Source organism: Candidatus Gorgyraea atricola, from assembly GCA_030765235.1.
Taxonomy (GTDB): Bacteria; Omnitrophota; Gorgyraeia; order Gorgyraeales; family Gorgyraeaceae; genus Gorgyraea; species Gorgyraea atricola.
Window position 1 is genome coordinate 58,890 of sequence record JAVCCW010000021.1, and the last position, 25,867, is coordinate 84,756.

The window sequence follows — 25,867 nt, forward strand, 5'->3', positions numbered from 1 at the left end:
GATGAGTTTAAAATTAAAGGCATTAACAAAATCTATCTGGGTATATCATCTTTGCGTAGGTGGAAGCTGTAACAATTGTGATATCGAGATCCTGGATCTATTGACGCCTCGATACGACGTAGAAAGGTTTGGGATAATGCTTGTCGGAAGCATAAAGCACGCGGATGCTATTCTGGTTACAGGTTCTTTAAGTTTAAAGGCAGTTGAACGCGTGAAAAGAGTTTATGAACAGGCAACAAAGCCATGCGTAGTAATAGCTATAGGAGCTTGTGCTTGCGGCCAGGGAATTTTTGCAAAAGGGCCAGTTACGCCTAATCCTGTGGATTCGCTTCTCCCAATTAATATTTATATACCTGGCTGCCCGCCAAAACCAGAGGCAATGATAATGGGCATTGTGAAATTAATCAAGAAACTTACGGATAAGAAATGAAAAAACAACAAATTATCGAAAATATAAAGGTGCGCTCAGGAAAAGACATGTTGGATTTCAATGACAGGTCTGAGAGGCGTGTCTATATAACTATAAAAAAAGAGATCTTGCCCAAGATAGCGAGATACCTGTTCAATGACGTAAAGGCCAGGTTCTCAACAGCAAGCGGCGTGGATACAAGATCAGCAATTGAGATGCTCTATCACTTTTCAGTTGATGAGATAGGGCTTATTGTTACGCTAAGGGTTATTCTGGATAAGTCCAATCTCGAAATAGACAGCCTTACCTCTATAATGAAATGCGCAGAGTGGATCGAAAGAGAAATACATGAACTTTTAGGCGTAAATTTTAAGGGTCATCCGAATCTAAAGCATTTGCTTTTGAAAGACGATTGGCCAGAAGGAAATTATCCGTTAAGAAGGGATCAATAGATGGCAGAGAGAAAGATCATCCCGATTGGACCATATCATCCGCTGCAGGAAGAGCCGGAGTTTTTCAGGCTGCATGTTGATGGTGAGACTGTAGTGGATATAGACATAGAGATCGGCTATAATCTTCGACTCATTGAAAAAATATCTGAATCTAAGACCTATGACCAGGTGACATTTCTGATTGAGAGGATTTGCGGTATCTGTTCTACATCTCATCCTTTTGCGTATACTAATGCGATAGATGATCTTTTGGGCGTCACAGTTCCTGAAAGGGCGCTTTATATTCGCAGTATAATAGGAGAGCTTGAAAGGATACATTCGCATCTTTTGTGGCTCGGACTGGCAGGACACTTTTTAGGATATAATACTGTTTGGATGTGGGCATGGAGATATAGAGAGCCAGTGCTGGATATATTTGAGAAAATTTCAGGAAACCGCAATCATTACGCAATGTTTAAGCCAGGCGGTGTCAGGCGGGACATGCACGAAGAAGATTTTCCGTGGATAAAAAAGACATTGAAGAGTCTGATCCCTAAATTCGATATGTTTAAAGGCGCTGTGATGGACGATCCTGTGATACGGGCCCGGACAGAAGGGATAGGGGTATTGACTAAACAGGACGCGCATGATTATGCTGTTGTTGGGCCTACAGCCAGGGCCTCTGGGGTTGCGATTGATGTAAGAAAAGATGATCCGAGCGGCGCATACGACAGGGTTGAATGGAAACTTATTACACAGGAAGGCGGGGGCGTATTCGCAAAAGCAGTTGTCAGAATATTAGAGCTTTATGAATCCGCGAATATTATAATACAGTGCCTGGATAATATGCCAAAAGGACCAATAGACCTTAATATAAAAGATATGCCGGTTGGAGAGGGTATTGGCAGGTATGAGGCGCCAAGAGGTGAAGTGTTTCATTATATTATGTCTGACGGTGGGAATAGTCCTGCCCGGCATAAGGTGAGAGCCCCGAGCTTTATGAATATTGCATCGAATAAAAAGGCAGTAGTTGGCCATACGATTTCAGATGCCACGATAATCCTTGCGGCAGTTGATCCATGCTACTGCTGTACAGAGCGAATGGCAGTAGTAGATTATAAGAGCGGAAAGAAACTTATGGATGGCCAGGACCTGATCAGGCTTTCGCAGGAAAAAACCGCGAGAATGCAAAGAAAATGAAATTACTATTACAGCCAATTTTAATCTCTATATTAGCAGGTGCTTTTATTCTTCTTGTGCCAAAAAAGCTCAGGAAAGTGGCAGAGGGGTTTAGTCTTGTTACCTCTATATATCTATTGGTCGCGTGCGTAAAGATATTTATGAGCGCTCCGATCCAGAGCGATATTTTGTACGTGGATAATCTCTCAAGGTTTATTGTGCTGGCAATAGGGCTTTTCGGCGCGCTTGTAACCCTATATTCATTGCGCTTCATGGCCTCATACAAAGAATTTCGTTCGTATTATGCGAATACAATGTGGACCATAGGATTTTCCATACTCGCGGCAGTCTCGAATAACATTGTGCTTCTTATTGTGGCATGGGGTTTTCTTGGCTTTACGCTTTATATGCTGATCAATGTGGCTGGGCCTCGCGCCGCGAACATCAGCAAGAAGACCTTTATTATAATAGGCGGAACAGATTCGCTTATGATACTGGGTTTTGCGATCATGTGGCTCATCACAAAAGACCTGACCCTGAGCACTACAAAGATAGCCATAGATACCCCGCTTTCATTCTGGGCATTTTTATTAATAGCTATTGGCGCGCTTGCAAAGGCAGGCGCAATGCCATTTCATACATGGGTGCCTGATACGGCAAAAGAGGCGCCTGTGCCAGTAGCTGCATTTTTACCTGCATCACTCGATAAATTGCTTGGCATATACCTGTTAGCAAGGTTAGTATTGAATGTTTTTATATTGAATAGTTTCACTTACGCGCTTCTTATGGCAGTAGGGGCAATTACAATAATCGCAGCAGTAATGATGGCGCTCGTGCAGCACGATTTTAAGAGACTTCTTGGTTATCACGCGGTGAGTCAGGTCGGCTACATGATACTTGGCCTTGGCACTGGTAATCCAATAGGTATTGCCGGCGGGCTTTTTCATATGTTGAACAATACTATATACAAGTCGTGCTTATTTTTTAGCGGAGGCAATGTCCAGCATAAAACAAACACTTCAGATTTGGATTCTTTAGGCGGACTGGCAAAGATAATGCCTCTGACATTTCTTGGTTTTCTTATAGCCAGTCTGTCTATATCAGGCGTACCGCCATTTAATGGCTTTATGTCAAAGTGGATGGTGTATCAGGGCTTGATAGAGAAGGGTAAATCAGGCGGAGTGCTGTGGATATTCTGCATAGTAGCTGCGATGTTTGGCAGCGGCCTCACGCTTGCGTCCTTTATCAAGCTAATACACGCAATCTTCTTAGGTAAATCCAAAAACGGGCCAACGGGCCAACGGGCCAACGGGCAACGGAACGAAGTTTCTTGGACTATGTGGTTGCCGCCAGTGATTCTCGCAGGTTTTTGCATAGTGTTCGGAGTATTTGCCTATGCTATTCCTTTAAAATATTTAATAATCCCTGCTGTATCTGCAAATTTAAACTTTATAGGGTCATGGCCGTCTTCGCAGGCTACTTTATTCCTACTCATAGGTCTTGGTGTTGGTCTTGTAGTATATCTCCTGGGCAATTTTAAAGGCGTAAGAGAGACAGGGCATTATATAGGCGGAGAAGAGCTTGAAGACAATATGCGGCTTTCCGGCGCAGAGTTTTATAATACAATAAAAGAGCTTCCTTTTATAAAAGGTATTTACGCCAAGGCTGAGAGGAAATTATTTGATATTTACGAACAAGGTAAGAAGCTTGTATTTTTCTTCATAGGTATACTAAAGTTTTTGCACAATGGCGTGCTTCCAACATATCTGGTGTGGTGCCTGTTGGGCGTCATAGTGTTTTTGTTTACAATAGTAAGGTAGAAAACAATGCTTGAGTTACAGATACTTTTAATATTTATGATAATAGCCGCGATGATCGCTGTAAAGTCTAAGGATCTTTTGTCCTCAGTTATTGCAGTAGGTACTGTAGGCCTTGGACTCTCGCTCGCCTTTTTAATACTTAAGGCGCCTGACCTTGCGATCGCGCAGCTCGTGGTAGAGATCCTGGTCATAATAATACTCATAAGGGCCACGATCAGAAAAGACCTTCCGTTTTCTACATCCGGACGCTGGTTTTTTAATACCTTTGTGACATTTTTATTTCTGATCGTATTCCTGGGATTTGGTTATTATTGCATGAAGGATCTACCAGGATTTGGCGAGCCCATCATGAAGATCTCGCAGAGATTTATAACAGAAGGCCTGAGAGAAACAGGCGCCGCGAACCTGGTAACAGCAGTAGTCCTGGATTACAGGGCCTATGATACTTTGGGTGAGGCAACTATTCTTTTTACAGCTGTGATCGGAGTCCTGGCAGTTATACGTAAGGTCGGAAGGAAGAAGTAATATGACAGAACCCCAGAAGGGTATGACTTTAATAGTAAAGACGATTACGCGCCTGACAGTGGGTCTGATACTCTTATTCGGCGTTTATATTGTCAGTCATGGGCACCTCAGCCCCGGAGGCGGATTTGCAGGAGGCGTGATTATCGCGCTTTCCTTTATACATATTATGTTGGCATTTGGCAAAGAGACTGCGTTTAAAAAGGTAAACCAGGCCATTGCGTCGTTTTTTGAAAGTCTTGGCGCGATAATATTTATAACGCTTGCGCTTATCGGTATCGCGAGCGGTTATTTCTTTTTGAATTTTCTGTCAAAGGGTGAGCCTTTTACGCTTTTTAGCTCAGGACTCATTCCTTTATATAATGTGGCAATATGTTTTAAAGTTGGGGCAGGACTTTTTATTATATTCATTACGCTTGTGCTTTTGAAAATACCTGGAGAGGATAGCGAGAAATGACAGTTTATTTTTTGTGTCTGGTGCTTTTTTGCATCGGGCTATATTGTATATTAAGGAAGCGTAATCTTATAAAGATAATCATAGGCATCGCCATAATGGAGTATGCTGTAAATTTATTTTTTATACTTGTTGGTTATAAGATGAATGGCCGCGCGCCTATACATGCTCCTGATCAGGAAATACTAAACATGGTGGATCCATTGCCGCAGGCACTGGTCCTGACCTCTATAGTCATTGGACTCGCAGTCACTGCCCTTATCGCGGCTATCGCGATGAGGGTGTATGAGAAATACAGGACCTTTGATATTACGAAGATCAGAAGGTTAAAAGGTTAGTTATGTCACATAATATAATACCTTTATTTGTCGCGATACCGCTTGCAGCAGCGTTTGTGAATTCCCTTATTGGAAAAAAGATAAAAGGATTTTCAGATGCGCTTTCAGCCCTGGCAACACTGTCTCTGGCAGTGATCTCAGTATTGGCAGTGGTCTTATTTAAAGAGAATGGAGTCATGGTCTATAAGGTAGGTGGATGGTTGCCGCCTGTAGGCATTGCCATGGTCATAGACGGGCTTACTGCATTCATGCTGGTCACGATCAATGTGATCGCGTTTTTAATAAGCATTTATTCAATAGATTACATGAAGAAGTACACTGAGAAGTGGCTTTTCTATTGTTTATTTTTACTCATGATAGCAGGCATGAACGGAGTCATTATAAGCGGAGACATGTTTAATCTCTACGTGTTCCTGGAGATCGCGGCTATCGCGAGCTATGCCCTTGTGGCATTTGGAACAGAGCACGAAGAGCTCGAGGCATCATTTAAATACGCGGTTATGGGTACCCTGGCGTCTACCTTTATATTGTTAGGCATTGTATTTTTATATAGCGTTACCTCTACTTTGAATATGGCTGATATGTCCATGGCATTGTTTGAGGGAGGCTCTACGCGCGTAGTTTTACTGGTTAGCGTGTTGTTCTTGATGGGCTTTGGTCTTAAATCAGCGCTTGTTCCTTTTCACGCATGGCTTCCTGACGCGCATCCGTCTGCGCCAGCCCCTATTTCCGCAATGCTCTCAGGCGTGCTCATTAAGTCACTCGGCGTCTACGCAATGGTGAGGATTTTCTTTAGTGTAATAGGTATTACCCCTGAGATCTCAGCTGCATTAATGGTGTTGGGGGCGCTATCCATGATCTTTGGCGTGTTTCTGGCGCTTGGACAATGGGACATGAAAAGGCTCCTGGCGTATCATTCTATAAGCCAGATCGGGTATGTGGTTTTGGGGATCGGACTGGGAACACCGCTTGGAATACTGGGAGGATTATTTCATTTATTTAATCACTCGGTGTTTAAGTCACTTTTATTTTTGAATTCCGGGGCAGTTGAATACGCGACAGGCACAAGGGATCTGCAGAAAATGGGTGGGTTAAAGGAAAAGATGCCTGTTACAGGAGCTACTTCACTCATAGCGTCCATGTCTATCTCAGGGATTCCGCCTTTTAATGGATTCTGGAGCAAGCTCATTATTATTGTCGCGTGTATAGAGGCGCAGCATTTTGCGTATGCATTCTGGGCTGTTCTGGCAAGTATCCTGACACTGTCTTCATTTATGAAGGTGCAGAGATATGGATTTTTTGGAGAGTTAAAAGAGAAGCTGAGCCAGGTAAAAGAAGTGCCGTTTTTTATGAAGGTTTCCATGATCGCCCTGGCAGTTATCTGTTTGTTTGGAGGAGTGCTTTTATTGCCGGCTCTTTCCGGGGATTTTCTTAATGTGGCAAGGGACACAGTGTTGGCTGGACAGGATTATATTACAGCTGTTTTTGGAGCGATAAAATAATGTTGAGTAGAATCATATTATTCGTATTGGGACTTATTGCGTGGACGCTGCTTACATGGATACCTAGTTGGCAGCATTTAATTATAGGTGTCCTGGCGTCAGGATTTGTCGCGTTTATGACAGGGGATCTTTTCATAAGAAGGCCTCACCTGGTTACGCACGGTACGCGCTATATCTGGTTCTTATATTATGTGCCTGTTTTTATCTGGGAATGTTTTAAGGCCAATATTGATGTGGCCTATAGGGTTCTTCATCCTGACTTACCTATTCATCCTGGCATAGTCAAGGTCAAGACCGAGCTTAAGTCAGACGCTGCTCTTACATTTTTGGCAAATTCTATTACACTTACGCCTGGAACGTTGACCGTGGATATAGATAGGGAAGCTGGTTATTTGTACGTGCACTGGATAGAGGTAAAGCATAAGGATATCGAGAGGGCGACCAAGGCAATAGTTGAGAGGTTCGAGAGTATTTTAAAGAGGGTATTTGAATAATGAAAAAGAGTAGGACGCGTTATATTGTTGGCCTTATTTTTATTTTGGCAGTGATGTCTGTAATTTTATTCAAGCCATACCCTATTCTTTTTTCTCAGGACATGCCTTTTATAGGATTTTTGCAAAGGACGTTTTACATCCTTCTATTCGCGTGCATATTGTGCCTGTATCGTATACTGAGAGGGCCGACTTCTGCGGATAGGGCTGTTACCATTGATATGCTGGGTGTCTTGATAGTCGGATTTTGCGCTATCATGGGTATTGCTACTGGCAGAAGCTGGTATATTGATATAGCGATCGCGTGGGCGCTGCAGAGTTTTATAGCTACACTTGCCCTGGCGAAATTTTTAGAAGGAAAATCATTCGATGATTAATATAATCGGGTTAGTATTCATATCTATTGGGGTTTTCTTTGATTTTATTGGGTGTTTGGGCCTTGTGAGGCTGCCGGATGTGTATAATCGTCTGCAGGCATCTACTAAGTGCATAACCTTAGGGACGTGCAGCATATTGTTCGGCGCTTTTCTTATCCATGGTTTTGTAGCAGCTGGCATGAAAGCGCTTTTATGTATGGCGTTTTTGATACTCACTTCTCCAGTGTCTGCTCATGCATTGGCACGAGCCGCGCATAAAGCAGGCGTGAAGCTGTGGGAGAAGAGCGTGGTAGATAGATACGCGGAGGATGGGAACTAAATGAAAAATCCAAAATCCAAATACTACCAAATCCCAAATAAATCCAAAATCCCAAATCCCAATATATGTTTGGGATTTTGAAATTGGGATTTATTTGGTAGTATTGGTAGTATTTGATATTGGGATTTATATATTATGCGATATCCTAAGATACGAGAGTTAATTGAAGCGATTAAGGCATTGATTCAGGGGCCATATACGTCGAAGTTTCCTTTTAAGCCGCATGTGCCGCCAGAACGATACAGGGGTCAACCTGTCTATAACGATGACGAGTGCGTTGGCTGCGGAGCATGTGCTGAAGTTTGTACTACAGGTTGCATAAAGATGGAAGACGATGTAAATTCTGATCCGCCCAAGAGAAAGCTTACAGTGCGTTATGAAAGCTGCATATTTTGCGGTCAGTGTCAGGTCGCGTGCATCACTAAAGAAGGAATCAAACAGACGAATAAGTTAGATGATCTGTCAGTATTTGACAGAAGTGAGGCAGTGAATTCTGTTGAAAAAGAACTGGTGCTGTGCGAAGGCTGCGGCTGTACAGTGGGAGCAAAAGAGCACTTGATTTGGGTCGCGAAAAGACTCGGTCCTCTTGCGTACTCAAGCCCTACCTCATATTTATCCGCATTAAAGGATCTAAAATTGGCATATCTTAAGGTTGAAAAATCAGATGAACTAACTCGCCAGGACCGCATAAAAACACTTTGTCCAAAGTGCAGAAGAGAAATCACATTAAACACATAAGAGATATTTTAAAAGGTAAAGTCGCCATAGTCTGTATCGGCAATAGAGACCGTGGAGACGATGGTATTGGTCCGTATCTTGCTGATGCCATAAAAGGAAAAACCCCCCATGAAGTTATGGATGTGGGCGTTACTCCAGAAAATTATACTGGCGTCATAACAAGATCAAAACCAGATACAATAGTTTTAGTGGATGCAATACAGTTTGAAGGTGACCCAGGCGAGGTAAAATTGTTTTCAGGAGATGACCTTCGCATAGGAAAGATCTCCACGCATGACGTGTCCCCTAAACTTTTGATAGAATATCTTAAATCTTCGACAAATGCTGATATCTATGTGGTAGGCGTAAAGCCCAAATCAAATAAATTTGGCGAGTGCTTGAGTAACGAGACCAAAATGGCAATAAAAGAATTGACAAAAATACTCTCTTAGTTATAATCAAAAGTACTATGGCCACTATAGAGATGGAATTAAATAAAATCAGGATTGATGAGAATAGAGGCGAGCAGGTCATTGTTCTCAAAGAAAAAGCAGGGGAGAGGCTTTTACCTATAGTTATTGGCATAATGGAGGTCGCTGCCATAAAGATGAAGGTGAGCGGCTTGACCCCACCCAGGCCCATGACGCATGATTTATTATGCAGTACTATAAAGCAGCTCGGCGCTAAGATCAGCAAGATAGTTATTACAAGGCTGGAAGAGAACACCTTTTTCGCAAAGTTAGTCCTGCAGGTAAATGGCAGGTTTGAAGAGGTAGACGCAAGGCCCAGCGACAGCATTGCCCTATCTGTCCGCGTAAAAGCACCGATTTTTGTAGAGGAGTCTGTTCTAGATAAGATTTCAGCAGCTTAGTATTGCCGAGGCCTAACCTCGGTAATACTACTTTCCATTGCCTACCTTGGCCAGGCGGATTAAGCTTGGCTTTTTTGTTATCTTCAAGGATAAATCATCTACAATAGAATAGATGCAGGGGATCACGATGAGCGTGAGCACAGTCGCAAAAGTTATGCCCCAGCATATGGAGAGTGCCATTGGTACCAGGAACGGATCTTTTCCGCCTATGCCATAGGCAACAGTTGAGAGGCCTCCAGCTGTTGTGATGGTGGTGAGAAGTACTGGCCTGATCCTCATTTGACCAGCCTTTATTATTGAATCATGCCTGTTTATGCCCTGCCGCCGTAATTTATTGATAAAATTCACAAGCACGATCGAGTCGTTTACCACAATGCCATTTAGCCCTACTATGCCCAATATTGCCATGAATGAGAATGGCATTCCATGCAGGAGAAAGGCGATTACCACACCTATGAGCCCGAATGGTATCGCGAGCATTACAATGAAAGGCTGGACAATGGATTTAAAGAAAGACGCCAGGATCAGGTATATAATGAGAAAGGCATAGAAGAATGCTTTTAAAAGGCTCTTTAAGGAATTCATGGTCTCTTCTTTCTCGCCGCTATATTTGACAGAGTATCCTATGTGGCGCTGCGATAGGGCCTTAAATTTTTTCTCCAGCAGGGCGTTGACCTTGAGGGACGTTATCTTATTCCTATCCACATTTGCCGACGCAGTTACCACGCGTTTTCCGTCGAGATGATGGATGGTCGTGGTTCCAGGCACTTTTTTAATGTCTGCTACATTTTTAAGAGGTATGAGATTGCCGAAACTATTGCGTATCAGGATATCTTCAAAGACATTCATATTCCTTGAAAGTTTTTCCGGGAACATCACAATGACATCTGTTTCCTCTTCCGCCTTTACTGGTTTTATCTTAGTGGCAATGCTTCCTTCAAACACCGCGCGTACTGTTTTGGCTATCTGCGCTACGCTAAGGCCTGCGAGGCTGGCCTTAGCATTATCAACCTTTACAAGGATTTCTTCCTTGCCTGGTTTGTGATCCCATGTCACATCAGTCGTGCCATCTATTGTGTTTAAGTGATCCATGTATTCCGCGGCTATTATGTCAAGTTTCTCGAAATCCTCGCCCCTGATCTTGGCCTCGACTGCCTTGCCAACAGGTGGGCCGGATTCAGGCTTATCGAATCTAAGGTCTTCAAATCCCCTGATGTCTTTTGCCTTCTGACGCACGTCTTCTATTATTTCTTCAACAGATCTTTTTCTATCCTGTTCAGCTGTAAGATAGACAGCTACCTGTACCAAATGACTTGACTGTCCAGCGAATGGATCATGCCTGTCCTCTGCTATTGCGCCAACAGATGTCACAAATGTATCCAATTCTTCTAAAGGAAGCTGCGAGACTATTTCCTCGACTGGAAGGATGAGTTCATTCGTCTTCTGTAAAGGTGTGCCTATGGGCGCCTCTCCTCTTACAAAAAAGTAATTTATTCCAGAAGAAGGGAAGAGGACGAACTTTAAGACGCTGAAAGCGAGAAAACCGCATACCAGTAACACTATTGTAAAGCCCGCAAGGACTTTATATTTTCTTTTTATCGCCGCATTGACCATTTTTGTATAAAATCTCACAAGTCTTTTAAACCATGGCATATCTTTTGCTATATTGGTAGGCCTTCCGCCAGCGTCATATTTTATCTTTACAAAATCCGCCAGGTGGCTCGGCAGTATTATGAGCGCTTCTCCGAGTGAGGCTAAAAGCGCTATGATAAGTACAGTCGGGATATTCCGTATGAACTTTCCTATGATGCCTGTCATGAATAAAAGGGGACAGAACGCGGCTACAGTGGTCAGTACTGCCGCAGTGACCGCGCCCATGACCTCTTCAGAGCCCCTGACAGCTGCTTCACGAGGTTTCACGCCCTGTTCCATGTAGCGATACACATTTTCAGCGACTATGATCCCGTCGTCGACCAGCATACCAAGCACTATAATAAGGCCGAACATGCTTATTAGATTTATAGTAATGCCCATCATGTTCATGACCACAAATGTCGCTAAGAATGATATAGGTATGCCTAAGACTGTCATGAATGCAACGCGGTACTGTAAGAAAAGCAATACAGAAAGCACCACGAGGATAAAACTCGCCCAGCCATTATTTTTCAGGACATTAAGCCGTCTTCTGGCAAAGAATGAATAATCATTTACATACGAGATCTTAAGCGCGTCCGGGCAGTTTTCAAGGTATTGGTCACATACTTTTTTAACTTCATTCACAATACTTATGGCATCGCCGGATTGTTTTTTCATTACAATAAGATTTATCGAACGCGTGCCAAGCGTCTTATTTATTATATCTTCTTTCTTAAAGGAATCCTTTACCTCCGCGATGTCTTTTATCCTGAGCCAGTTTCCAGCGTCATTGGCCCTGATGATTATATTTTCAACCTCTTTGGCTGTAGAAAATTCTCCAGTAGTCCTGATGCTGTACTCCGTGTTTTCTGTATTGATCTCGCCTGCAGGCACGCTGATGTTTCTGGAGGCAAGGGCTTGCGAGATCTCGTCGAACGAGACATATCTCTCGCGCATTTTTTCAGGATCGACATGGACCTGTATTTCTCTGTCGCGGTAACCAGATTCGCGTATCTTAGCAACGCCTTTTATGTCCTCCAGCAGATCCTCCAGGCCATCGCTATAGTATTGCAGCTTTTTCTCACTCATGTCTCCTGAGAGCGACACCTCTATTACAGGGTATTGCTTGCTGCTTATCTCAGTCACTACAGGGTCCTGGTAGATGTCTTTAGGCAGGTTTTTTACACGGTCTACAGCAGTCTGTATGTCGCTCACGACCTTTTTCTTATCGCGTTCATCAGGATCTAACTTTACATTTATAAATGACGCGCCTGCGGATGAGGATGACTTTATCTCTTTTATGCCATCGACCTCTTTGAGTTCTTTTTCAATAGGCACAGTGATGAGTTTTTCAACATCAAGAGGTGTGGCGCCAGGGTATGCGGTAGTGATGCTTACAATGTCAAAATCCACATTCGGGAATACCTCTCTATTCATGCCCACTACCACTATGAGCCCGAATATGATTATAAGGACTGAGACAAGATTAACAAATAATGACTGGTTGACACTAAAACGCGGTAGACTCATGGTTCCTTCCTTAGTTAGTATCGGTTGTGTGTTGTGAGGGTGTGTTATGAGTTGTGGGTCGGGTTGTGTGGGTGGGTTGTGTGTTTTTACTCACTACTCACAACTCATAACTCGACTCACAACTCATAACCCACCCCCAATCTCACCCTTATTACTCAAACCCTATACGTTTCAGAAAACTGTCCTCAGCATCCATCAGTTCCAGTATGGCGACGCGGTAATCAAAATAGGCTTTCTTTGTCGTGAGGCTCGCGTTCAGGGCATCCTCCTGGTATCGTATAAGCGTATCTGAGCTGGAACGGCCGTATTTGAATCGCTTTTCCTCCTGAGATAATTTTCCTCGCTGGAGATTTTCAACGCGCTGCATCCTGGACATGTTGATCTTATTTACGGATAGATTCCTGAATTTCTCGTCGACGTCTGAAATGACCTGGCGCTCTGTCTTTTGTAGATTAATAATTGCCTTTGTCTTTTCCAGCGTTGCCTTTTCATGCTCGCTCTCAGCCTCATTATTTTCAAGAGGATATTTAAATTCTATGCCCACGTAATACTTAGGATTTGAATCTTCATATACATCTTCAAGCGCCCTGGAATATCTGGAATCAATGCCATTGGTCGCAAAGGTGGCCTTCATGTCTATCTCAGGAAACAGGGAATTTTTTTTCATCCGGAGTTTTACTTTTTTTGCTTCTATGTCATTTTTCTTGGAAATATAATCGCGCCTATTTTCAAAGGCAGCATTAAGGCTTTCAGTAAAGTCAGCATTAATTTCTCTGCCTTGCAGATCATCAACAGGGAAGAGCCTTAGATCATTTTTCATATTTAGGTGTACCCTTAATAGTTCCTCAGCTGTCTTTAGTTCATTTGAAGCCAGGAGCAGCTCACTTTTCCTTACATGCATATTTGCTTCACTGGCGAGTACATCTCCTGTTTCAACAAGGCCGATCTTTAGCTTTCTGCGATATTGATTAAAAAGACGAATCGCCTTTTTCAGCATCTCTTTTTTTATCCTGAATCCTTCTGTTGCGAGCGCGAGCTTCCAGTAGGCCTTTTCAGCGTCAATAATAGCATTTTCGATCTTTATGTATGAATCGAGCTCAGCATTTTTGATCTCCCATTTTACGATCTCTATATTGCCGCGGTCGATCAGGCCAAAAAAGTTCTTTGCTATTGGCTGGGTCACGCCGATCTCTATCTGTGATTCATGGTAGGGATTTGTAGAGACATAGGCTGAATCTGACCATTCTCGGCTATTTGTAAAATCTATTTCAACGTCAGTGCCGCTAGAGAGTTTTTTATCAATACCTATATTATAATCATTCGTTATGCTTTTTGTGCCGGCAAGGGACGACGCGGATTTTCTCTGGTCATTGGTGTACCCTATTTCTCCATTTAAGATCGTATCGAACACTGCTTCTTTATAGCCCAGATCAGTGCCTTTTATCTTTGAGTCGAGCTGCGCGAGTTTTATTTCCAGATTATTGCTTATAGCGATCAATCTGACATCTTCGATAGAGATCAAAAAAGTATTATTTGCTTTTTCTGTCTGAGATAGCGCTGCGCCAGACGGGAGAAGGGCCAGATTTATTATTATTGAGAAAACTAAAAGTCTTTTCATTTTGTATTTCCTGTAGTGCTGGAGATTTTCTTTAGTATATGAAGATATTGTTTTTGCTCTTCAGCTGTCAGGCGCACGAGTATCTTTTTCCATACATCCCGGATAGCACCCATGTGAGTCTTTACTATATTCTCACCCTTTTTTGTAAGAGATACCATGACCACGCGCCTGTCCTCTGGATCGGGGCTCCTCTTTACATAGCCTGATCTGACTAATCTGTCTATAAGGCCTGTCGCAGTAGGAGGAGAGATGTTGCGTTCCTTGGCTACGGTCTTGGTCTTGCACTGGCCATGGGCCTGTATGGTTACAAGGATTATTATCTGCGCGCTTGAGATGTTAAGCTTGAATAAAGAACTGGTCTGCACTGTTCTCATGAGCTTTGGGATCAAGGTTGAGATTTCATGGGCTATCTGGTCTACTGTAGCCATGGCGGCCTCCTTTGTAATATATCCCTCGACTTCGCTCGGGATAAATTTGTTCGCCTGAGGCGAACAAATTTAGTTCGCCTAACTAAATATTAGCACATCAAACTAAATCTGTCAAGGTCTATTTTTAGTCTTCTTTCCAGGATATAAGGGATGGAGGGAGGTCGCTTGGGAGGTAGTCAAAGGCAGATAGTACATCGTCTCCGTCGAAATTTACAGTAGGATTACCTGTTACAGTGGTATCAAATTCAGTGCCGCTTTCTACGAATATAGCCCCGTCTATTACAGGGTCGCCGCTTATCCATAATGACCCTATTATCCAGATGATCCCCTCAAAGTGGCCGCCTGTTATTTTAGCGTCTCCGTTTACTACCAGGATGCCGTTTCCTGTCCAATTGTTGTCTGTTATGCGGAAATCTTCCAGAGAGTCTATGTCCACCCATGTAATATTACTTACAGGCGTTACATTGTTGGGAGGGTCTACGTAAGAATTATTGGCGCTATCTTCCATTGTTTCTTTTGAGATCCCAAAGATTTCTTCAAAGTCAAATACGTAATTTTCGTCTATATCACCGTTGATCTCAGCGCTGCCCCTTACAACCACATCACCATTTGCAGTAATAGCTGAGGTGACCCCAGATGGCCCTGCAAGAGCCGATTGTTCCACTATCGCCCTTATTGTGCGTACTATATTATTAGGGTCTGTAGTATCTGTATCTGGCACACCACCTGTAGAGACTACCAGGTATCTGGTCGATGAAACAGAGCTTGTTTGAGTCGAGTAGCTCCCTGAGCCCAGGGTAGCAGAGAAAGAAGCAGTCGAAAGATCTGAGATCGCCTTGTCCAGTCCTGCTTCTGCCAGCCAAAAGGCCTGCATAGAATCTCTTTCTTTAGATGCTACTCTTTGTTCACCAATGCTCCTGCTGGCAAAACCTACAGTGAGTATCACAAGCACAGTAATGACCATGTATGAAGCAATGAGTATCATGCCTCTATTGTTTTTAATAAAGCGTGTCCGTATCATGGATTTCTTACCTTTACTTCTGTGGTATTAGTTAAGGTTGTCTGAATAGTGCTAAATCCGGGAAAAGTATTTTTTTGTACACCAAGTGTAACATTTATTATATCTGGAGTTGGGGCATTTCGGCTAAGATCGAGTGACGAGATGTTATTTGCTAAGACTCTTTGAGTTGCATCTTGTGTCCTGAGTAGCTGAGAGCTGTTTAAACCACCGACGGTGTATTGTATATTAGTAGACCATGTAGTGCCAGCCGCGGAGATCGATTGAGGGATCTGGAATGTTATGGAGCTGTAGGTTGTTCCATCAGCAGGTACGCCAGAGATAGTAGAAAGCCTTGCCTGCCGCAGCTCTTTAGTCATGGTATTTAAACCCCTTCGCGCATCCTGTTGCACACTAAGCTGAGATCCACCTGATTTCCAGCAGCTTCTAGCTGTTCCTAAGAGCATAAATATCGCGCCTATCATAATCGAGAATAAGAATACGACTATAATCAATTCTATCAATGAAAGGCCCGCAGGCTTTTTTAAGATCATCTTTCTCCTATTAGTGTTACGATTTCAGCAGGTGAAGAGAGCCGGCCGTCTCCGTTCAAATCTTCGCCTCCGCCCAGCGCACCATTTAGATCTATATCCTCACCTATTATTCTATTCGAGCGTTCTCGCCATGAAATAGCTACGCATACCTCTAAAAGGTCTGGATCTGTATTGTCTATGGATATAGCGCCTTCTGCGTCAGCCACAGGAAAGCCAGCTGGATTAAAATTAGTACCATTATAATTGGCATACAGGGTGCTGAAATCCGAATCCCGGATCTCTTCCATTTTATCCTGACATGCTGTCATGGCTAGTGTGGTGTTTTTCGAATTTTGATTAAGGGAAGCAAGGCCTACGAATAGCGCTAAAAGCCCTGTTATAGATACAACCAATATAGCAGCTGTGATCATTAATTCGAGTAATGTAAAACCATTCCTTCTCATCTTCATATAGTTTACTTTACATTATTAAAAATTGCAAGGGCACAGATTGATAGCGGTTGTTTTTAGTGGTATACTTATAGTAGAGGTTGTATGTGAGGAGCGATATGAGAAACAGGGGTATTACTCTAATTGAGGTAATCATTAGCATATTTATCGTTGCCTTTATGCTGGTGGGCATGATGAGGCTCTATTCTCTGGGTGGCATTCAGTCAGCGATCGCGAGACACAAGGTAATGGCGATGAACGTAGCCCAGGCTGAGATAGAAAATCTACGAAGCGCCTCTTATGAAAATATCCTGCTTCCAAATTATCCTTTAACTCAGACAGTTAAGATCGATAGGGGTCCGAGCGCTGCTGTAGCTGATGACATCGACGGCACAATGATCACGCAGATCCTGGCTATTACAGAGGGGTACAAGATCATTATAACTGTTACGTGGAATGATTATCATGGTGCGATTACTGAGGTCCTGGAGTCCACCATTACTTCGTATATATAGGTGTCTTATGAGAAGATTGGGCAAAAAAGGTCTTAGTCTTGTTGAAATTACTGTAGCAATGGGCATTATGATGGCGGTCTTTGCCCTTATATTCACGATTTATATGACTGCCCATAAGCTCTGGAGGGGCGGTTTTACGCAAATAGCCTTTCAGTCTAGAGGCAGGATCATGCTTAGCAGGATCGCGGATAATCTTCGCTCAGCAACAGGCGCCACAATATTTGACAGTGGAGACAGGGTGAGATTTGTCACTGATCCTAACAGGACACCTGAGACACTTGCAGATGATGTGAGCAGCGAATACTATGTCTCAGGCAATGATATAATCTATGATCCTGATATATCCATTGCAGGCGATGAGACCAGCGTCCTGCAGTATGTTTCTATGGAATCCGCAATACCGTTTTTTCAAATTTCAGGAGATCTGGTAGTGATCACGTTCAGACTTTTTAATACAGACGCTATTTACGGTACTCATTGGTCTGGGATGAGTACATCTATTAAAATGAGGAATGTCTGACATGTGTAAGAAAGGTTTTGCTCTAATCGTGGCCATGACTTTTTTAAGCGTCCTTTTTATAGGAGGCAGTTCCTATCTCTATATGACTACTAATGAGGCAAAATATACTGAGAGGCAGATAGATACACAAAAGGCATTCTTTTTAGCAGAGGCAGGCGTAGAAAGGGCGATCTGGAGAGTAAAGAATAATAATATTATAAGTTCAGAGGTATTCCAGTTAAAAGGCGGCGGCACTGCGGCAAATTATCTTGAGGACCAAAACATAGCAGTTACAATAACTAGTTTGGGAGGTAGCCTGTATCAGGTCATTTCTACAGTTCAGGTGGGAAATTCTACAAAGACGCTCAATGTGATCATACAAAAAGACCCTCCTTCAAAGGTCTTTGATTACGGATATTTTATCAATAATTGGGGCTGGTTTTATGGCCGCGGCATTACTTCTCGCGGAGATGTACGTTCAAACGGCAGATTTGATTTTAGATCCAGGCCCAGGGTCGAAGGCGATATATACGCGGGTTATGAGGTCGACGATGGTGGACAGGGTATAAGGGGTTCTGGTGGCGATCCTGAGAATCAACACCCTGATTCAGAAAAGCTTGATATGCCAAATCTCGAGGACCTGTCTTATTATGAAAATATAGCGACCAGCAATGGAGGTTCTATTGAAGTGAACGGCGTGAGGTTGGTAGATGGTGTGTTCGGCGATGATGACGATGAAAACGGAAACCTTGTTTTAATAGGTACGCATTCAAAGCCAATAGTGATCGACGGCCCAGTAGTTATAAGAGGCGATGTTGTAATAAAGGGGGTTGTTGAAGGCCAGGGCTGTATCTATGCTGGCCGCAATGTATACCTGGCAGATGATATTCAATATAGAAGAGCGCCCTCAAGCCCTCGGCCAGCAGCTAATAATCCTAACGCAACAGATAATTGGGTAAGGGCACATAAGGACAAGGATCTTGTGGGGTTTGCAGCCAGAGAGAGCATTATCATGGGCGATTATACAGGCGAGACAGGCGGAAGATGGTATTCGAATTACTGGCTCTTTAATATGGGCGATGAGGATGTAGGTGAAGATGCTATACCAGATACAGATGACGCGCATGAAGATGATGGCGTATTTCAGAGCGAGTACGAGGATCTTGACGGGGACGGCGTAAGGGATCATGATTATGGCTGGACAGATGTTGAGACGCAGGTGCCAATAACAGAGTTTGCGAACTGCCCTAATGATGTAAGAGATTTCGGTGATATCGCGGACAACGCTCTAAATCGCCTAGACGGTGTTTTTTATACAAATCACGCATTTGCTGGAAGGACAGGTAATGGTGTACAGGTAAATGGCGCGATAGTCTCCAGGGACGAGGCCATTATATACCGGAATACCCTTACTATAAATTACGACGAAAGACTGCATTCCAGATACGCGACAGATGGGAGCAGCATAATAGATCTAAATCTACCCAGCACCAAGAAAGTAGCAGTTATCAGATGGTGGCAATGAGAATCTTTTCAATCTTTATAATACTTTTCCTTTTATTTAATGCGCCAGTTCCAGTCTATGGCCTGATGCCGTCTTCTATCGAAGAGACAGAAGAGGAATTGGAGCCAACTGAGATAGAGCAGTCTATAGAAGAGGTAAAAAAGTTAAAACAAGAAATATCGCAGACTGTTGTGCCTCTAAGAGAAGAGAGAGAAAAAAATCTTCACCCATTTGTTGAAGAAAAAAAATCTGAAAGTTACGATACCTTTCCTCCTGACGCGGAAGAGAAGCGAGTTCGTTATGTAGGCCCTTCGCAGATCGAGAAAGAGATCCCACAGCAGCCTGCCAGTAACCAGAAGACTGCTTCAAAGACCCTGCTAAATCTTAGCTTTTTATTGATAATAGCGCTGGGTTTTATAGCAGCCTACCTTTTCATTCGTCCCAAACCTTAAGCTGGTATGCTAATTTTACTTGCATTAGTGAAATCTAGCTGTTAATATTCTATAAATGATGAAGAAAAAGACCCCCGGCGGACAAGCTGAAAATAGGCGCTATATCAGGCTGAATGCTGTATTCCCTGTGGAGTTTCAATTTTTAGACCCGCAGACAGGAGGGTCTATCAGTGGAATAAAGCAGGGCTTTACCAGAGATATTGGAAAAGGCGGCATCTGCTTAGAGGTAAATACCACAGAAGAGGACTTTGAGAAGATCCTGGAGAAAAAAAGCGCGAGATTGGATCTGCGGCTGCATGCCCCGCTTAGCCGCAAAGACACAAAGGCCGTGGCTATCATAGCCTGGCACAAGAAGATAAAATCAGGGTATCCTAATAAATACCTCATCGGCCTTTCATTCCTGCAGATAGATCCAAAGGATCAGAGTAGGATCTATTTCCACGCCAGGAGATTACTACTCACACCCAGGATAGTTACAATATTTGTGTTGAGTCTGGTTCTGGGGCTTGGTTATTTTTCTTTATCAGATCTCAATATGAGGAGGGAGAATAGAAATCTAGTTAAACAGCTCGTGCAGATCTCCGGAAAAAAATCCAGATTAGAAAAGAGCATCTTAGATTTTGACAGCGAGCGCAAAGAAATAGAAGAGGCGCTTTCAGAGAACGAAAATGAGATCCTAGGATATCAGGACCAGCTTAAGGAATTAAAGAGGCTGAGTATAGAGCTTAAGGAAAAGGATGAGCTTCTCGAATATTTTCAGCAGGATAGGGTCCAGACAAAGATAAAACTAAAAAAGGCGCTTTCTGAAAAGGCAAGGCTTTCTGAAAAGGTAACTGACCTGTCAAAGGAGACAGAGTATTTTAAGACAAGGATTACAAAGCTTGGGGAAGAAAGAGTTTCAGCGGAGGAGAACCTGAAGAATATTATTCTTTCATTTGAGTCGATAGAGGAGAAAAGCATATCCAATATGTATAAATGGATCAAGAATCATCAGAGTGAACAAACGGGTCTTGTAGCGAGCTATGAAGGGGATCAGGATCTTAAGGACTGGGCCTTTACCTATGACCAATCACTCGCGTGCCAGTCTTTTATTTTAATGGGGGATCAGGATGAGGCTCAAGCGGTCCTGGATTTTTACAAGGATATAGCTAAAAAGACCAGCGGAGCGTTTGTAAATGCCTATGATGCGCAAACAGGGTCAGTCGTGGAGTATGATATGCACGCAGGCCCGAACATCTGGCTGGGCATTGCAATGCTTCAGTATACCAGGAAGTTTAAGGATGAGCAGTATCTTCTGTTGGCAGAAGAGATAGCCGAGTGGCTGATCGCTTTACAGCAGGAGGACAGAGAATTTGGCATAAGGGGAGGCCCGAATTTCAAATGGTTTAGCACAGAGCATAATCTGGACGCGTACGCGTTCTTCGGCATGCTTTATAAAATGACAAAAAGACAAAAATATTCTGAGGCGCAGCAGAGGACATTTGAGTGGCTCAAGAAAAACGCCTACAATAGATCAGAGGGGAGATTGAATAGAGGCAAGGGCGATGCCACTATTGCCACAGATACATTTGCCTGGGCTGTCGCGGCAATAGGGCCGGAGCTTTTGGATGCTTCAGGCATGGACCCTGATCAGATCATAGATTTTGCAGAAACGAATTGTCTTGTTACCACCTATTATGATAGGCCTGATGGCGAGCGTCTTCAGATCACTGGTTTTGATTTTGGAAAATACGCGCATCTAGCAAGGGGCGGGATCGTGTCTACAGAATGGACAGGACAGATGGTGGTAACGTTGAAGATAATGGCAGGCTACTATAAAGACAAGAGTAAGTTTTTAGAAGAGGAGTATTATAAAAGGAAGGCGGAGTTTTATCTTTCCGAATTAGAAAAGATGGTGATTATAAGCCCTTCTAAGATAGGCCGAGGCGAGGGTTGCCTGCCTTATGCCAGTCATGATAAGGTTGATACAGGTCATGGCTGGAGGTCGCCGCATGGTTCACGAACTGGTTCAACTGCCGGCACAGTATATACAATATTTGCCAAGCATGGCTATAACCCGCTCATGTTGGAATAAATTCCTTTCGTATGAAAAATAAGAAAATAATAGGTTTAATAGTTTTTATAGTCCTTGCCTTTTCAATATCCAGATCAGGCATTATAGCATCGGACTATAAAAAAGGGATACATGTCTCTCACATAGTCGATGGCGATACTGTTGAACTTTCTAATGGCGAAAAGGTAAGGTATATAGGCATAGATACGCCTGAGACGCGCGAGAAAAAAGGTTCTGTCTGGAGCTATAACCCCATGCCCTATGCTGAGGAGGCAAAGGCATTCAATCAAACACTTGTAGGAGGAAAGAGGGTAACACTGGAGTTTGATGTTCAGAAAAGGGATAAGTATGATCGCCTGCTTGCCTATGTCTACATAGAGGACAAAATGGTAAATCTTGAAATGGTCAGGCAGGGTTATGCGATGATATATACTTTTCCTCCGAACGTAAAATATGTTGAGGCGTTTTTAAAGGCGCAGCAGGAGGCAAGAGAGGATCAGAGAGGGCTATGGAAGGGCCTGGAACAAAATATCATCCCTGCCTCTTTGGCCAGGGAAAGCTTAGGTACAGTGAGGATGGTGGAGGCAGATGTTACCAGCACCTATCTTTCAGAGAAAGTATTGATATTAAACTGCAGGGATAATTTTAAGGTAGCGATATTCAGGAATAACCTGGAGTATTTTCCAAAGGAAGCAATGCGTTCGCCGGATAGCTATTTCAGGCACAAAACTATCAAGGTATATGGCGTGATCAAGGAGTACAAGGGCGCCTGTGAGATAATACTTCACGATTCTTCCCAGATAGAGGTATTGCAATGAACATCAGGGCCAAGAATCTTATATTTACAGTTACCATTCTTATAGTAGCCCTATTTTTGGAGACAGGAATCTGTCTTGCCGAGACAGTCTCTATCAAGGGTGCCATGAAGATACACAAGATGGGCGGCTATGTTATTTTGATAAATTATGAAACCCGCGCTAAGTGGACAGATAATCTTTTATTTAAAGTGCACTGCAAGTTCCAGAAAGGCGAGTTTACATTCGTGAGCAGTTCCTTGAATAACATTCAGTATGGATGGCACAAGACCAGGATCACCATAGCAGATGTAATAAAGAAGAGATATGGCTCTCTGCGGGAATACAAGGTGGAACTTTATAAAGACAATGTTCTCATTGCCACAAAGTCATGTTACTAAAATCTTGACTATTGCCCACCTACAAAGTATAATTCTAAAAAGAAGATGCGTAAGGTGATTTGTATATCAATACTGGTGGTATTTTTCTTATCCTTTACATGCCCTTCTTTTGCAAAATCTTCTTTTATAGAAAGTCTGTCAAAGATACGAACGGCAAAGGGATATATATTCAAGGTCAATTACCAGACAAAGGAGAAATGGACAGACGGTCTGGTATTCAAGCTTTTCTGTATATTCAGTAAGGGTGCTGAACTTTCTTTTACAAGCTCGGGGCAGAGCAATATAAAAAAGGGCTGGCACAAGACAGAGATACGTGTACCAATGGTGTACAGGGAAAGATATGGCTATATCGAGGATTATCGCATAGAGTTATATCACAGGGGCATACTGCTTTCACTGAAGAGTATGTGAGCGAGGGCATAATTTCAATAATACACGAATTTCCACGAATTTTTATCGAATTACCACGAATTAATACTTGTAAACTGTATTTTTAAATTCGTGGCAATTCGGAATTTTATTCGTGGTCATTCGTGTAAAGTAGAGAGCGAAGCGAGGTAACTTATGGCGCACCTAAAGAGAAAAAGATACATTATAAATAAGAGATTGCAGATAGGCATTTTTTTACAGTGGACGGTTTTACCTCTTATGTTATTTTTTGTAACACTTTATTATTTCAAATCATCACCTTTTGTTTTGGTGTTTGGGATTATGGCGGCTGTACTGATTTCCTGGCGCGCGCTGATCCTCTCGCACAGGCTGGCAGGACCTATCTATAGACTGGAGAAGGACCTGCAGGATATTGCAAAAGGCAATTTTTCAATGAGGATAAATTTTCGCAAAAAGGATGAATTGAAATCCATTGCTGAGGGTATAAATAAGATCCTTGACGAGATGGAAAAAAGATTGGAGAAAAAATGACGAGAAAAAAGAGACGGGCAAAACAAAAGAAGAAACGCAAAGGTAAACGTCATGCCAAAAGGAATTAAGCCCCGAACCACTCGCTTCGCTCGGGTACGGGGTAAACGTATAGGCGTACTTACAGCTGGGGGTGATTGCCCTGGCTTGAATGCAGCCATACGCGCAGTTGCAAAGACAGCTATCCTGAATTATGGCATGGAGGTCATTGGCATAAAGGATGGCTATCTTGGCCTTATTGAAAATAGATATAGTTTGCTTTCCTATAACGACGTCTCAGGCATACTGACTGAGGGCGGAACATTTCTCGGTTCATCCAATAAAGCAAATCCTTTCAGGCATCGTTCCCCATCTGGAAAATTCAGGGACGTCTCTAATGCTGCTTTAAAGAATGTTAAGTCAATGGGCCTGGACGCGCTGGTGTGTATAGGCGGGGATGGCACATTAAACATTGCATACAGGCTTTACAAAAAAGGGCTTAAGTTAGTCGGGGTGCCAAAGACCATAGATAATGACTTGTCCGCGACTGATGTGACGATTGGTTTTGACTCCGCTGTTATAACAGCTACAGAGGCCATAGATAAACTTCACACAACCGCGCAGTCGCATCACAGGGTAATGGTGATCGAGGTGATGGGTAGATATGCTGGCTGGCTCGCGCTTTACGCAGGCGTGGCAGGTGGCGGCGATATAATAATATTGCCTGAGATGCCTTATGACATTAAGAAGGTGTGCCAGAGGGTGTTGGAAAGACATGGCCATGGAAGAAGATTTAGTATTGTTGTTATCTCAGAGGGCGCACGGCCAAAAGGCGGCAAGATGGTCGTGAGAAAAGTCGTAAAGGATTCCACTGACCCTGTGCGTCTGGGCGGTATCGGCAATAAGATAGCCAATGATATTGAAAGGATTACTGGACTTGATTCAAGGGTGACAAATTTAGGGCATCTTCAGAGAGGCGGGAGCCCTTCGCCGTTTGACAGGATGATCGCGACACGCCTCGGTTCATTTGCGTGTGATTTAGTAGCCAAGGGAAATTTTGGCAAGATGGTCGCTATTAAAGGAAGAGATGTAAAGGCAGTAGACTTAAAAGACGCGATCAAGACACTCAGAAGAGTAGACCCAAAACACCCCATAATAAAATCCGCCATCAGCGTCGGCACCTCATTTGGAGTATAACCCCCCTGTCATTCCCGGCCCCCGCTTTCGCGGGGATAAACTCCAGCGGGAATCCAGTACCAGCATTTGACAAGCCCTCATTTTTGTGGTATAACATAAGTGGCAACTGAAACGAGCTCGTTTCGGCGACTCGGCTATACCTTGTCGGAGAGGTTAGTTGTCATTTAAGCCTCGTGTCCTAACGGATACGAGGCTTTTCTTATTGACCCCACGTCTATAATTTGGTACAGGGTTTCAGTTTCAGGGGGTTGTTAATTGATGCTGGTGCTGGATAATGGGCGAGATTTTTTATCAGCACCCAGCCTCTTGTGCATATAACAGTAGTCCCCACTGTTATAAATACTTAAAATACTATTACAGTGAAGTAATTTACAGATTCTCTTTCTTTTAATTGAGGCGATTTCTTTCATGGCTGCTCCTTTTTTTGTATTATACCACTAAAGAAGCATAAAAGGTGGAATATATTCAGTTTTTATATTAAGTAGCCAGTTGCGAAATTCGTAGTCTTGGGGGGAGCCACATTTAAATAAACAATCGTTCGTTTGTTTATTGGTTCAATGTTGCTCTGCAGTCATTATGTATATACTTTGACTTATCTTGTTAAGGGAGTACAATGCATCTATAAGTCACAAAGGATTAGAGATGAGTGAAGACTTATTGTAAAGGAGGAATATCATGGGCGATAGAGGTGGTAAGAAAGATAAAGATAAACACAGCAAACAAGTAGACGCAGCCAAAAAAGCACAAGACGAAGCAAACAGGAAAAAACAAGAAAAACCACGCTAGAAGATTCTTGTACCGTTTTGGAAATCCCTCATCAATCTGTCCAGGAATTACTCTTCAAAGTGTCCCGGGGACAGCGGGGACAGCGTTGGCAGCGGGGAGATTCAATGAAAGAGAATTATCAATTTTTTAGGCGATTGTTTACTTAACCA

General features: G+C 43.1%; 30 protein-coding genes. 24 read left to right on the forward strand and 6 right to left on the reverse strand.

Going from position 1 to position 25,867, the window contains the following annotated elements; genetic code table 11:
- Position 1 precedes the first annotated feature (1 nt).
- The 14 genes from nuoB (at position 2) to P9L93_04635 (ending at position 9,430) form a co-directional block, all read left to right on the forward strand.
- Positions 2-430 (forward strand): NADH-quinone oxidoreductase subunit NuoB, encoded by a 429-nt coding sequence (gene nuoB / locus P9L93_04570; GenBank protein MDP8230361.1) that lies wholly within the window; start codon positions 2-4, stop codon positions 428-430.
- A complete protein-coding gene (locus P9L93_04575; GenBank protein ID MDP8230362.1) occupies positions 427-861 on the forward strand; it encodes an NADH-quinone oxidoreductase subunit C in 435 nt (144 codons plus the stop codon). Before nuoB ends, P9L93_04575 begins: the two co-directional genes overlap by 4 nt.
- Complete coding sequence (locus P9L93_04580; protein ID MDP8230363.1) at positions 862-2,040, forward strand: nickel-dependent hydrogenase large subunit; 1,179 nt, start codon at positions 862-864, stop codon at positions 2,038-2,040.
- Positions 2,037-3,839, forward strand: coding sequence for a proton-conducting transporter membrane subunit (locus P9L93_04585; protein MDP8230364.1), 1,803 nt, complete (start codon positions 2,037-2,039; stop codon positions 3,837-3,839). Before P9L93_04580 ends, P9L93_04585 begins: the two co-directional genes overlap by 4 nt.
- Before the next feature lie 6 nt (positions 3,840-3,845).
- Positions 3,846-4,364 carry a DUF4040 domain-containing protein gene (locus tag P9L93_04590; protein ID MDP8230365.1) on the forward strand — a complete coding sequence of 173 codons (519 nt, stop codon included), beginning with the start codon at positions 3,846-3,848 and terminating at the stop codon, positions 4,362-4,364.
- 1 nt (position 4,365) lies between these two features.
- The gene (locus P9L93_04595; GenBank protein ID MDP8230366.1) at positions 4,366-4,818 is read left to right on the forward strand and encodes an MnhB domain-containing protein; all 453 of its coding nucleotides are present in this window, start codon (positions 4,366-4,368) and stop codon (positions 4,816-4,818) included.
- Positions 4,815-5,153 carry a sodium:proton antiporter gene (locus P9L93_04600; protein MDP8230367.1) on the forward strand — a complete coding sequence of 113 codons (339 nt, stop codon included), beginning with the start codon at positions 4,815-4,817 and terminating at the stop codon, positions 5,151-5,153. The genes P9L93_04595 and P9L93_04600 overlap by 4 nt, the downstream gene beginning before the upstream one ends.
- Positions 5,154-5,155: 2 nt before the next feature.
- Positions 5,156-6,655 carry a monovalent cation/H+ antiporter subunit D family protein gene (locus tag P9L93_04605; GenBank protein ID MDP8230368.1) on the forward strand — a complete coding sequence of 500 codons (1,500 nt, stop codon included), beginning with the start codon at positions 5,156-5,158 and terminating at the stop codon, positions 6,653-6,655.
- A complete protein-coding gene (locus tag P9L93_04610; GenBank protein MDP8230369.1) occupies positions 6,655-7,149 on the forward strand; it encodes a Na+/H+ antiporter subunit E in 495 nt (164 codons plus the stop codon). The genes P9L93_04605 and P9L93_04610 overlap by 1 nt, the downstream gene beginning before the upstream one ends.
- Positions 7,149-7,523 (forward strand): cation:proton antiporter, encoded by a 375-nt coding sequence (locus tag P9L93_04615; GenBank protein MDP8230370.1) that lies wholly within the window; start codon positions 7,149-7,151, stop codon positions 7,521-7,523. Before P9L93_04610 ends, P9L93_04615 begins: the two co-directional genes overlap by 1 nt.
- Entirely contained in the window at positions 7,516-7,842 is a 327-nt protein-coding gene (gene mnhG / locus P9L93_04620; GenBank protein ID MDP8230371.1) for a monovalent cation/H(+) antiporter subunit G, read from the forward strand. The genes P9L93_04615 and mnhG overlap by 8 nt, the downstream gene beginning before the upstream one ends.
- Before the next feature lie 135 nt (positions 7,843-7,977).
- Positions 7,978-8,580: a 4Fe-4S dicluster domain-containing protein gene (locus P9L93_04625; protein ID MDP8230372.1), complete on the forward strand. Its 603-nt coding sequence runs from the start codon at positions 7,978-7,980 to the stop codon at positions 8,578-8,580.
- Positions 8,550-9,011: a hydrogenase 3 maturation endopeptidase HyCI gene (locus P9L93_04630; GenBank protein ID MDP8230373.1), complete on the forward strand. Its 462-nt coding sequence runs from the start codon at positions 8,550-8,552 to the stop codon at positions 9,009-9,011. The genes P9L93_04625 and P9L93_04630 overlap by 31 nt, the downstream gene beginning before the upstream one ends.
- Positions 9,012-9,028: 17 nt before the next feature.
- Positions 9,029-9,430 carry a bifunctional nuclease family protein gene (locus P9L93_04635; GenBank protein MDP8230374.1) on the forward strand — a complete coding sequence of 134 codons (402 nt, stop codon included), beginning with the start codon at positions 9,029-9,031 and terminating at the stop codon, positions 9,428-9,430.
- Positions 9,431-9,457: 27 nt separating this feature from the next.
- On the opposite strand, the gene P9L93_04640 is transcribed toward P9L93_04635, so the two are convergent.
- The 6 genes from P9L93_04640 to P9L93_04665 all read right to left on the reverse strand — a co-directional run bounded on the left by P9L93_04640 (position 9,458) and on the right by P9L93_04665 (position 16,641).
- Complete coding sequence (locus P9L93_04640; protein ID MDP8230375.1) at positions 9,458-12,595, reverse strand: efflux RND transporter permease subunit; 3,138 nt, start codon at positions 12,593-12,595, stop codon at positions 9,458-9,460.
- A 151-nt stretch (positions 12,596-12,746) separates the two neighbouring features.
- Positions 12,747-14,213, reverse strand: a complete 1,467-nt coding sequence (locus P9L93_04645; GenBank protein ID MDP8230376.1) for a TolC family protein — start codon at positions 14,211-14,213, stop codon at positions 12,747-12,749.
- Entirely contained in the window at positions 14,210-14,641 is a 432-nt protein-coding gene (locus tag P9L93_04650; protein MDP8230377.1) for a MarR family winged helix-turn-helix transcriptional regulator, read from the reverse strand. The genes P9L93_04645 and P9L93_04650 overlap by 4 nt, the downstream gene beginning before the upstream one ends.
- A 124-nt stretch (positions 14,642-14,765) precedes the next feature.
- The gene (locus P9L93_04655) at positions 14,766-15,662 is read right to left on the reverse strand and encodes a hypothetical protein (protein ID MDP8230378.1); all 897 of its coding nucleotides are present in this window, start codon (positions 15,660-15,662) and stop codon (positions 14,766-14,768) included.
- Positions 15,659-16,192: a prepilin-type N-terminal cleavage/methylation domain-containing protein gene (locus P9L93_04660; protein MDP8230379.1), complete on the reverse strand. Its 534-nt coding sequence runs from the start codon at positions 16,190-16,192 to the stop codon at positions 15,659-15,661. Before P9L93_04660 ends, P9L93_04655 begins: the two co-directional genes overlap by 4 nt.
- Positions 16,189-16,641, reverse strand: coding sequence for a prepilin-type N-terminal cleavage/methylation domain-containing protein (locus P9L93_04665; protein ID MDP8230380.1), 453 nt, complete (start codon positions 16,639-16,641; stop codon positions 16,189-16,191). The genes P9L93_04660 and P9L93_04665 overlap by 4 nt, the downstream gene beginning before the upstream one ends.
- 98 nt (positions 16,642-16,739) lie before the next feature.
- Between P9L93_04665 and P9L93_04670 the strand changes: the two genes are divergently transcribed.
- The 10 genes from P9L93_04670 to P9L93_04715 all read left to right on the forward strand — a co-directional run bounded on the left by P9L93_04670 (position 16,740) and on the right by P9L93_04715 (position 24,932).
- A complete protein-coding gene (locus P9L93_04670; GenBank protein MDP8230381.1) occupies positions 16,740-17,135 on the forward strand; it encodes a prepilin-type N-terminal cleavage/methylation domain-containing protein in 396 nt (131 codons plus the stop codon).
- Positions 17,136-17,142: 7 nt separating this feature from the next.
- Positions 17,143-17,655, forward strand: a complete 513-nt coding sequence (locus P9L93_04675) for a hypothetical protein (protein MDP8230382.1) — start codon at positions 17,143-17,145, stop codon at positions 17,653-17,655.
- Positions 17,648-19,159, forward strand: coding sequence for a pilus assembly PilX N-terminal domain-containing protein (locus tag P9L93_04680; GenBank protein MDP8230383.1), 1,512 nt, complete (start codon positions 17,648-17,650; stop codon positions 19,157-19,159). Before P9L93_04675 ends, P9L93_04680 begins: the two co-directional genes overlap by 8 nt.
- A complete protein-coding gene (locus P9L93_04685; GenBank protein MDP8230384.1) occupies positions 19,156-19,590 on the forward strand; it encodes a hypothetical protein in 435 nt (144 codons plus the stop codon). The genes P9L93_04680 and P9L93_04685 overlap by 4 nt, the downstream gene beginning before the upstream one ends.
- 55 nt (positions 19,591-19,645) lie before the next feature.
- The gene (locus P9L93_04690) at positions 19,646-21,664 is read left to right on the forward strand and encodes a hypothetical protein (protein MDP8230385.1); all 2,019 of its coding nucleotides are present in this window, start codon (positions 19,646-19,648) and stop codon (positions 21,662-21,664) included.
- Between the two features lie 11 nt (positions 21,665-21,675).
- Entirely contained in the window at positions 21,676-22,461 is a 786-nt protein-coding gene (locus P9L93_04695; protein ID MDP8230386.1) for a thermonuclease family protein, read from the forward strand.
- A complete protein-coding gene (locus tag P9L93_04700) occupies positions 22,458-22,838 on the forward strand; it encodes a hypothetical protein (protein ID MDP8230387.1) in 381 nt (126 codons plus the stop codon). Before P9L93_04695 ends, P9L93_04700 begins: the two co-directional genes overlap by 4 nt.
- A gap of 45 nt (positions 22,839-22,883) precedes the next feature.
- Complete coding sequence (locus P9L93_04705; GenBank protein ID MDP8230388.1) at positions 22,884-23,249, forward strand: hypothetical protein; 366 nt, start codon at positions 22,884-22,886, stop codon at positions 23,247-23,249.
- Positions 23,250-23,402: 153 nt separating this feature from the next.
- Positions 23,403-23,759, forward strand: a complete 357-nt coding sequence (locus P9L93_04710; GenBank protein ID MDP8230389.1) for a methyl-accepting chemotaxis protein — start codon at positions 23,403-23,405, stop codon at positions 23,757-23,759.
- A gap of 51 nt (positions 23,760-23,810) precedes the next feature.
- Positions 23,811-24,932 (forward strand): 6-phosphofructokinase, encoded by a 1,122-nt coding sequence (locus P9L93_04715; GenBank protein ID MDP8230390.1) that lies wholly within the window; start codon positions 23,811-23,813, stop codon positions 24,930-24,932.
- The last annotated feature ends 935 nt before the right edge of the window (positions 24,933-25,867 follow it).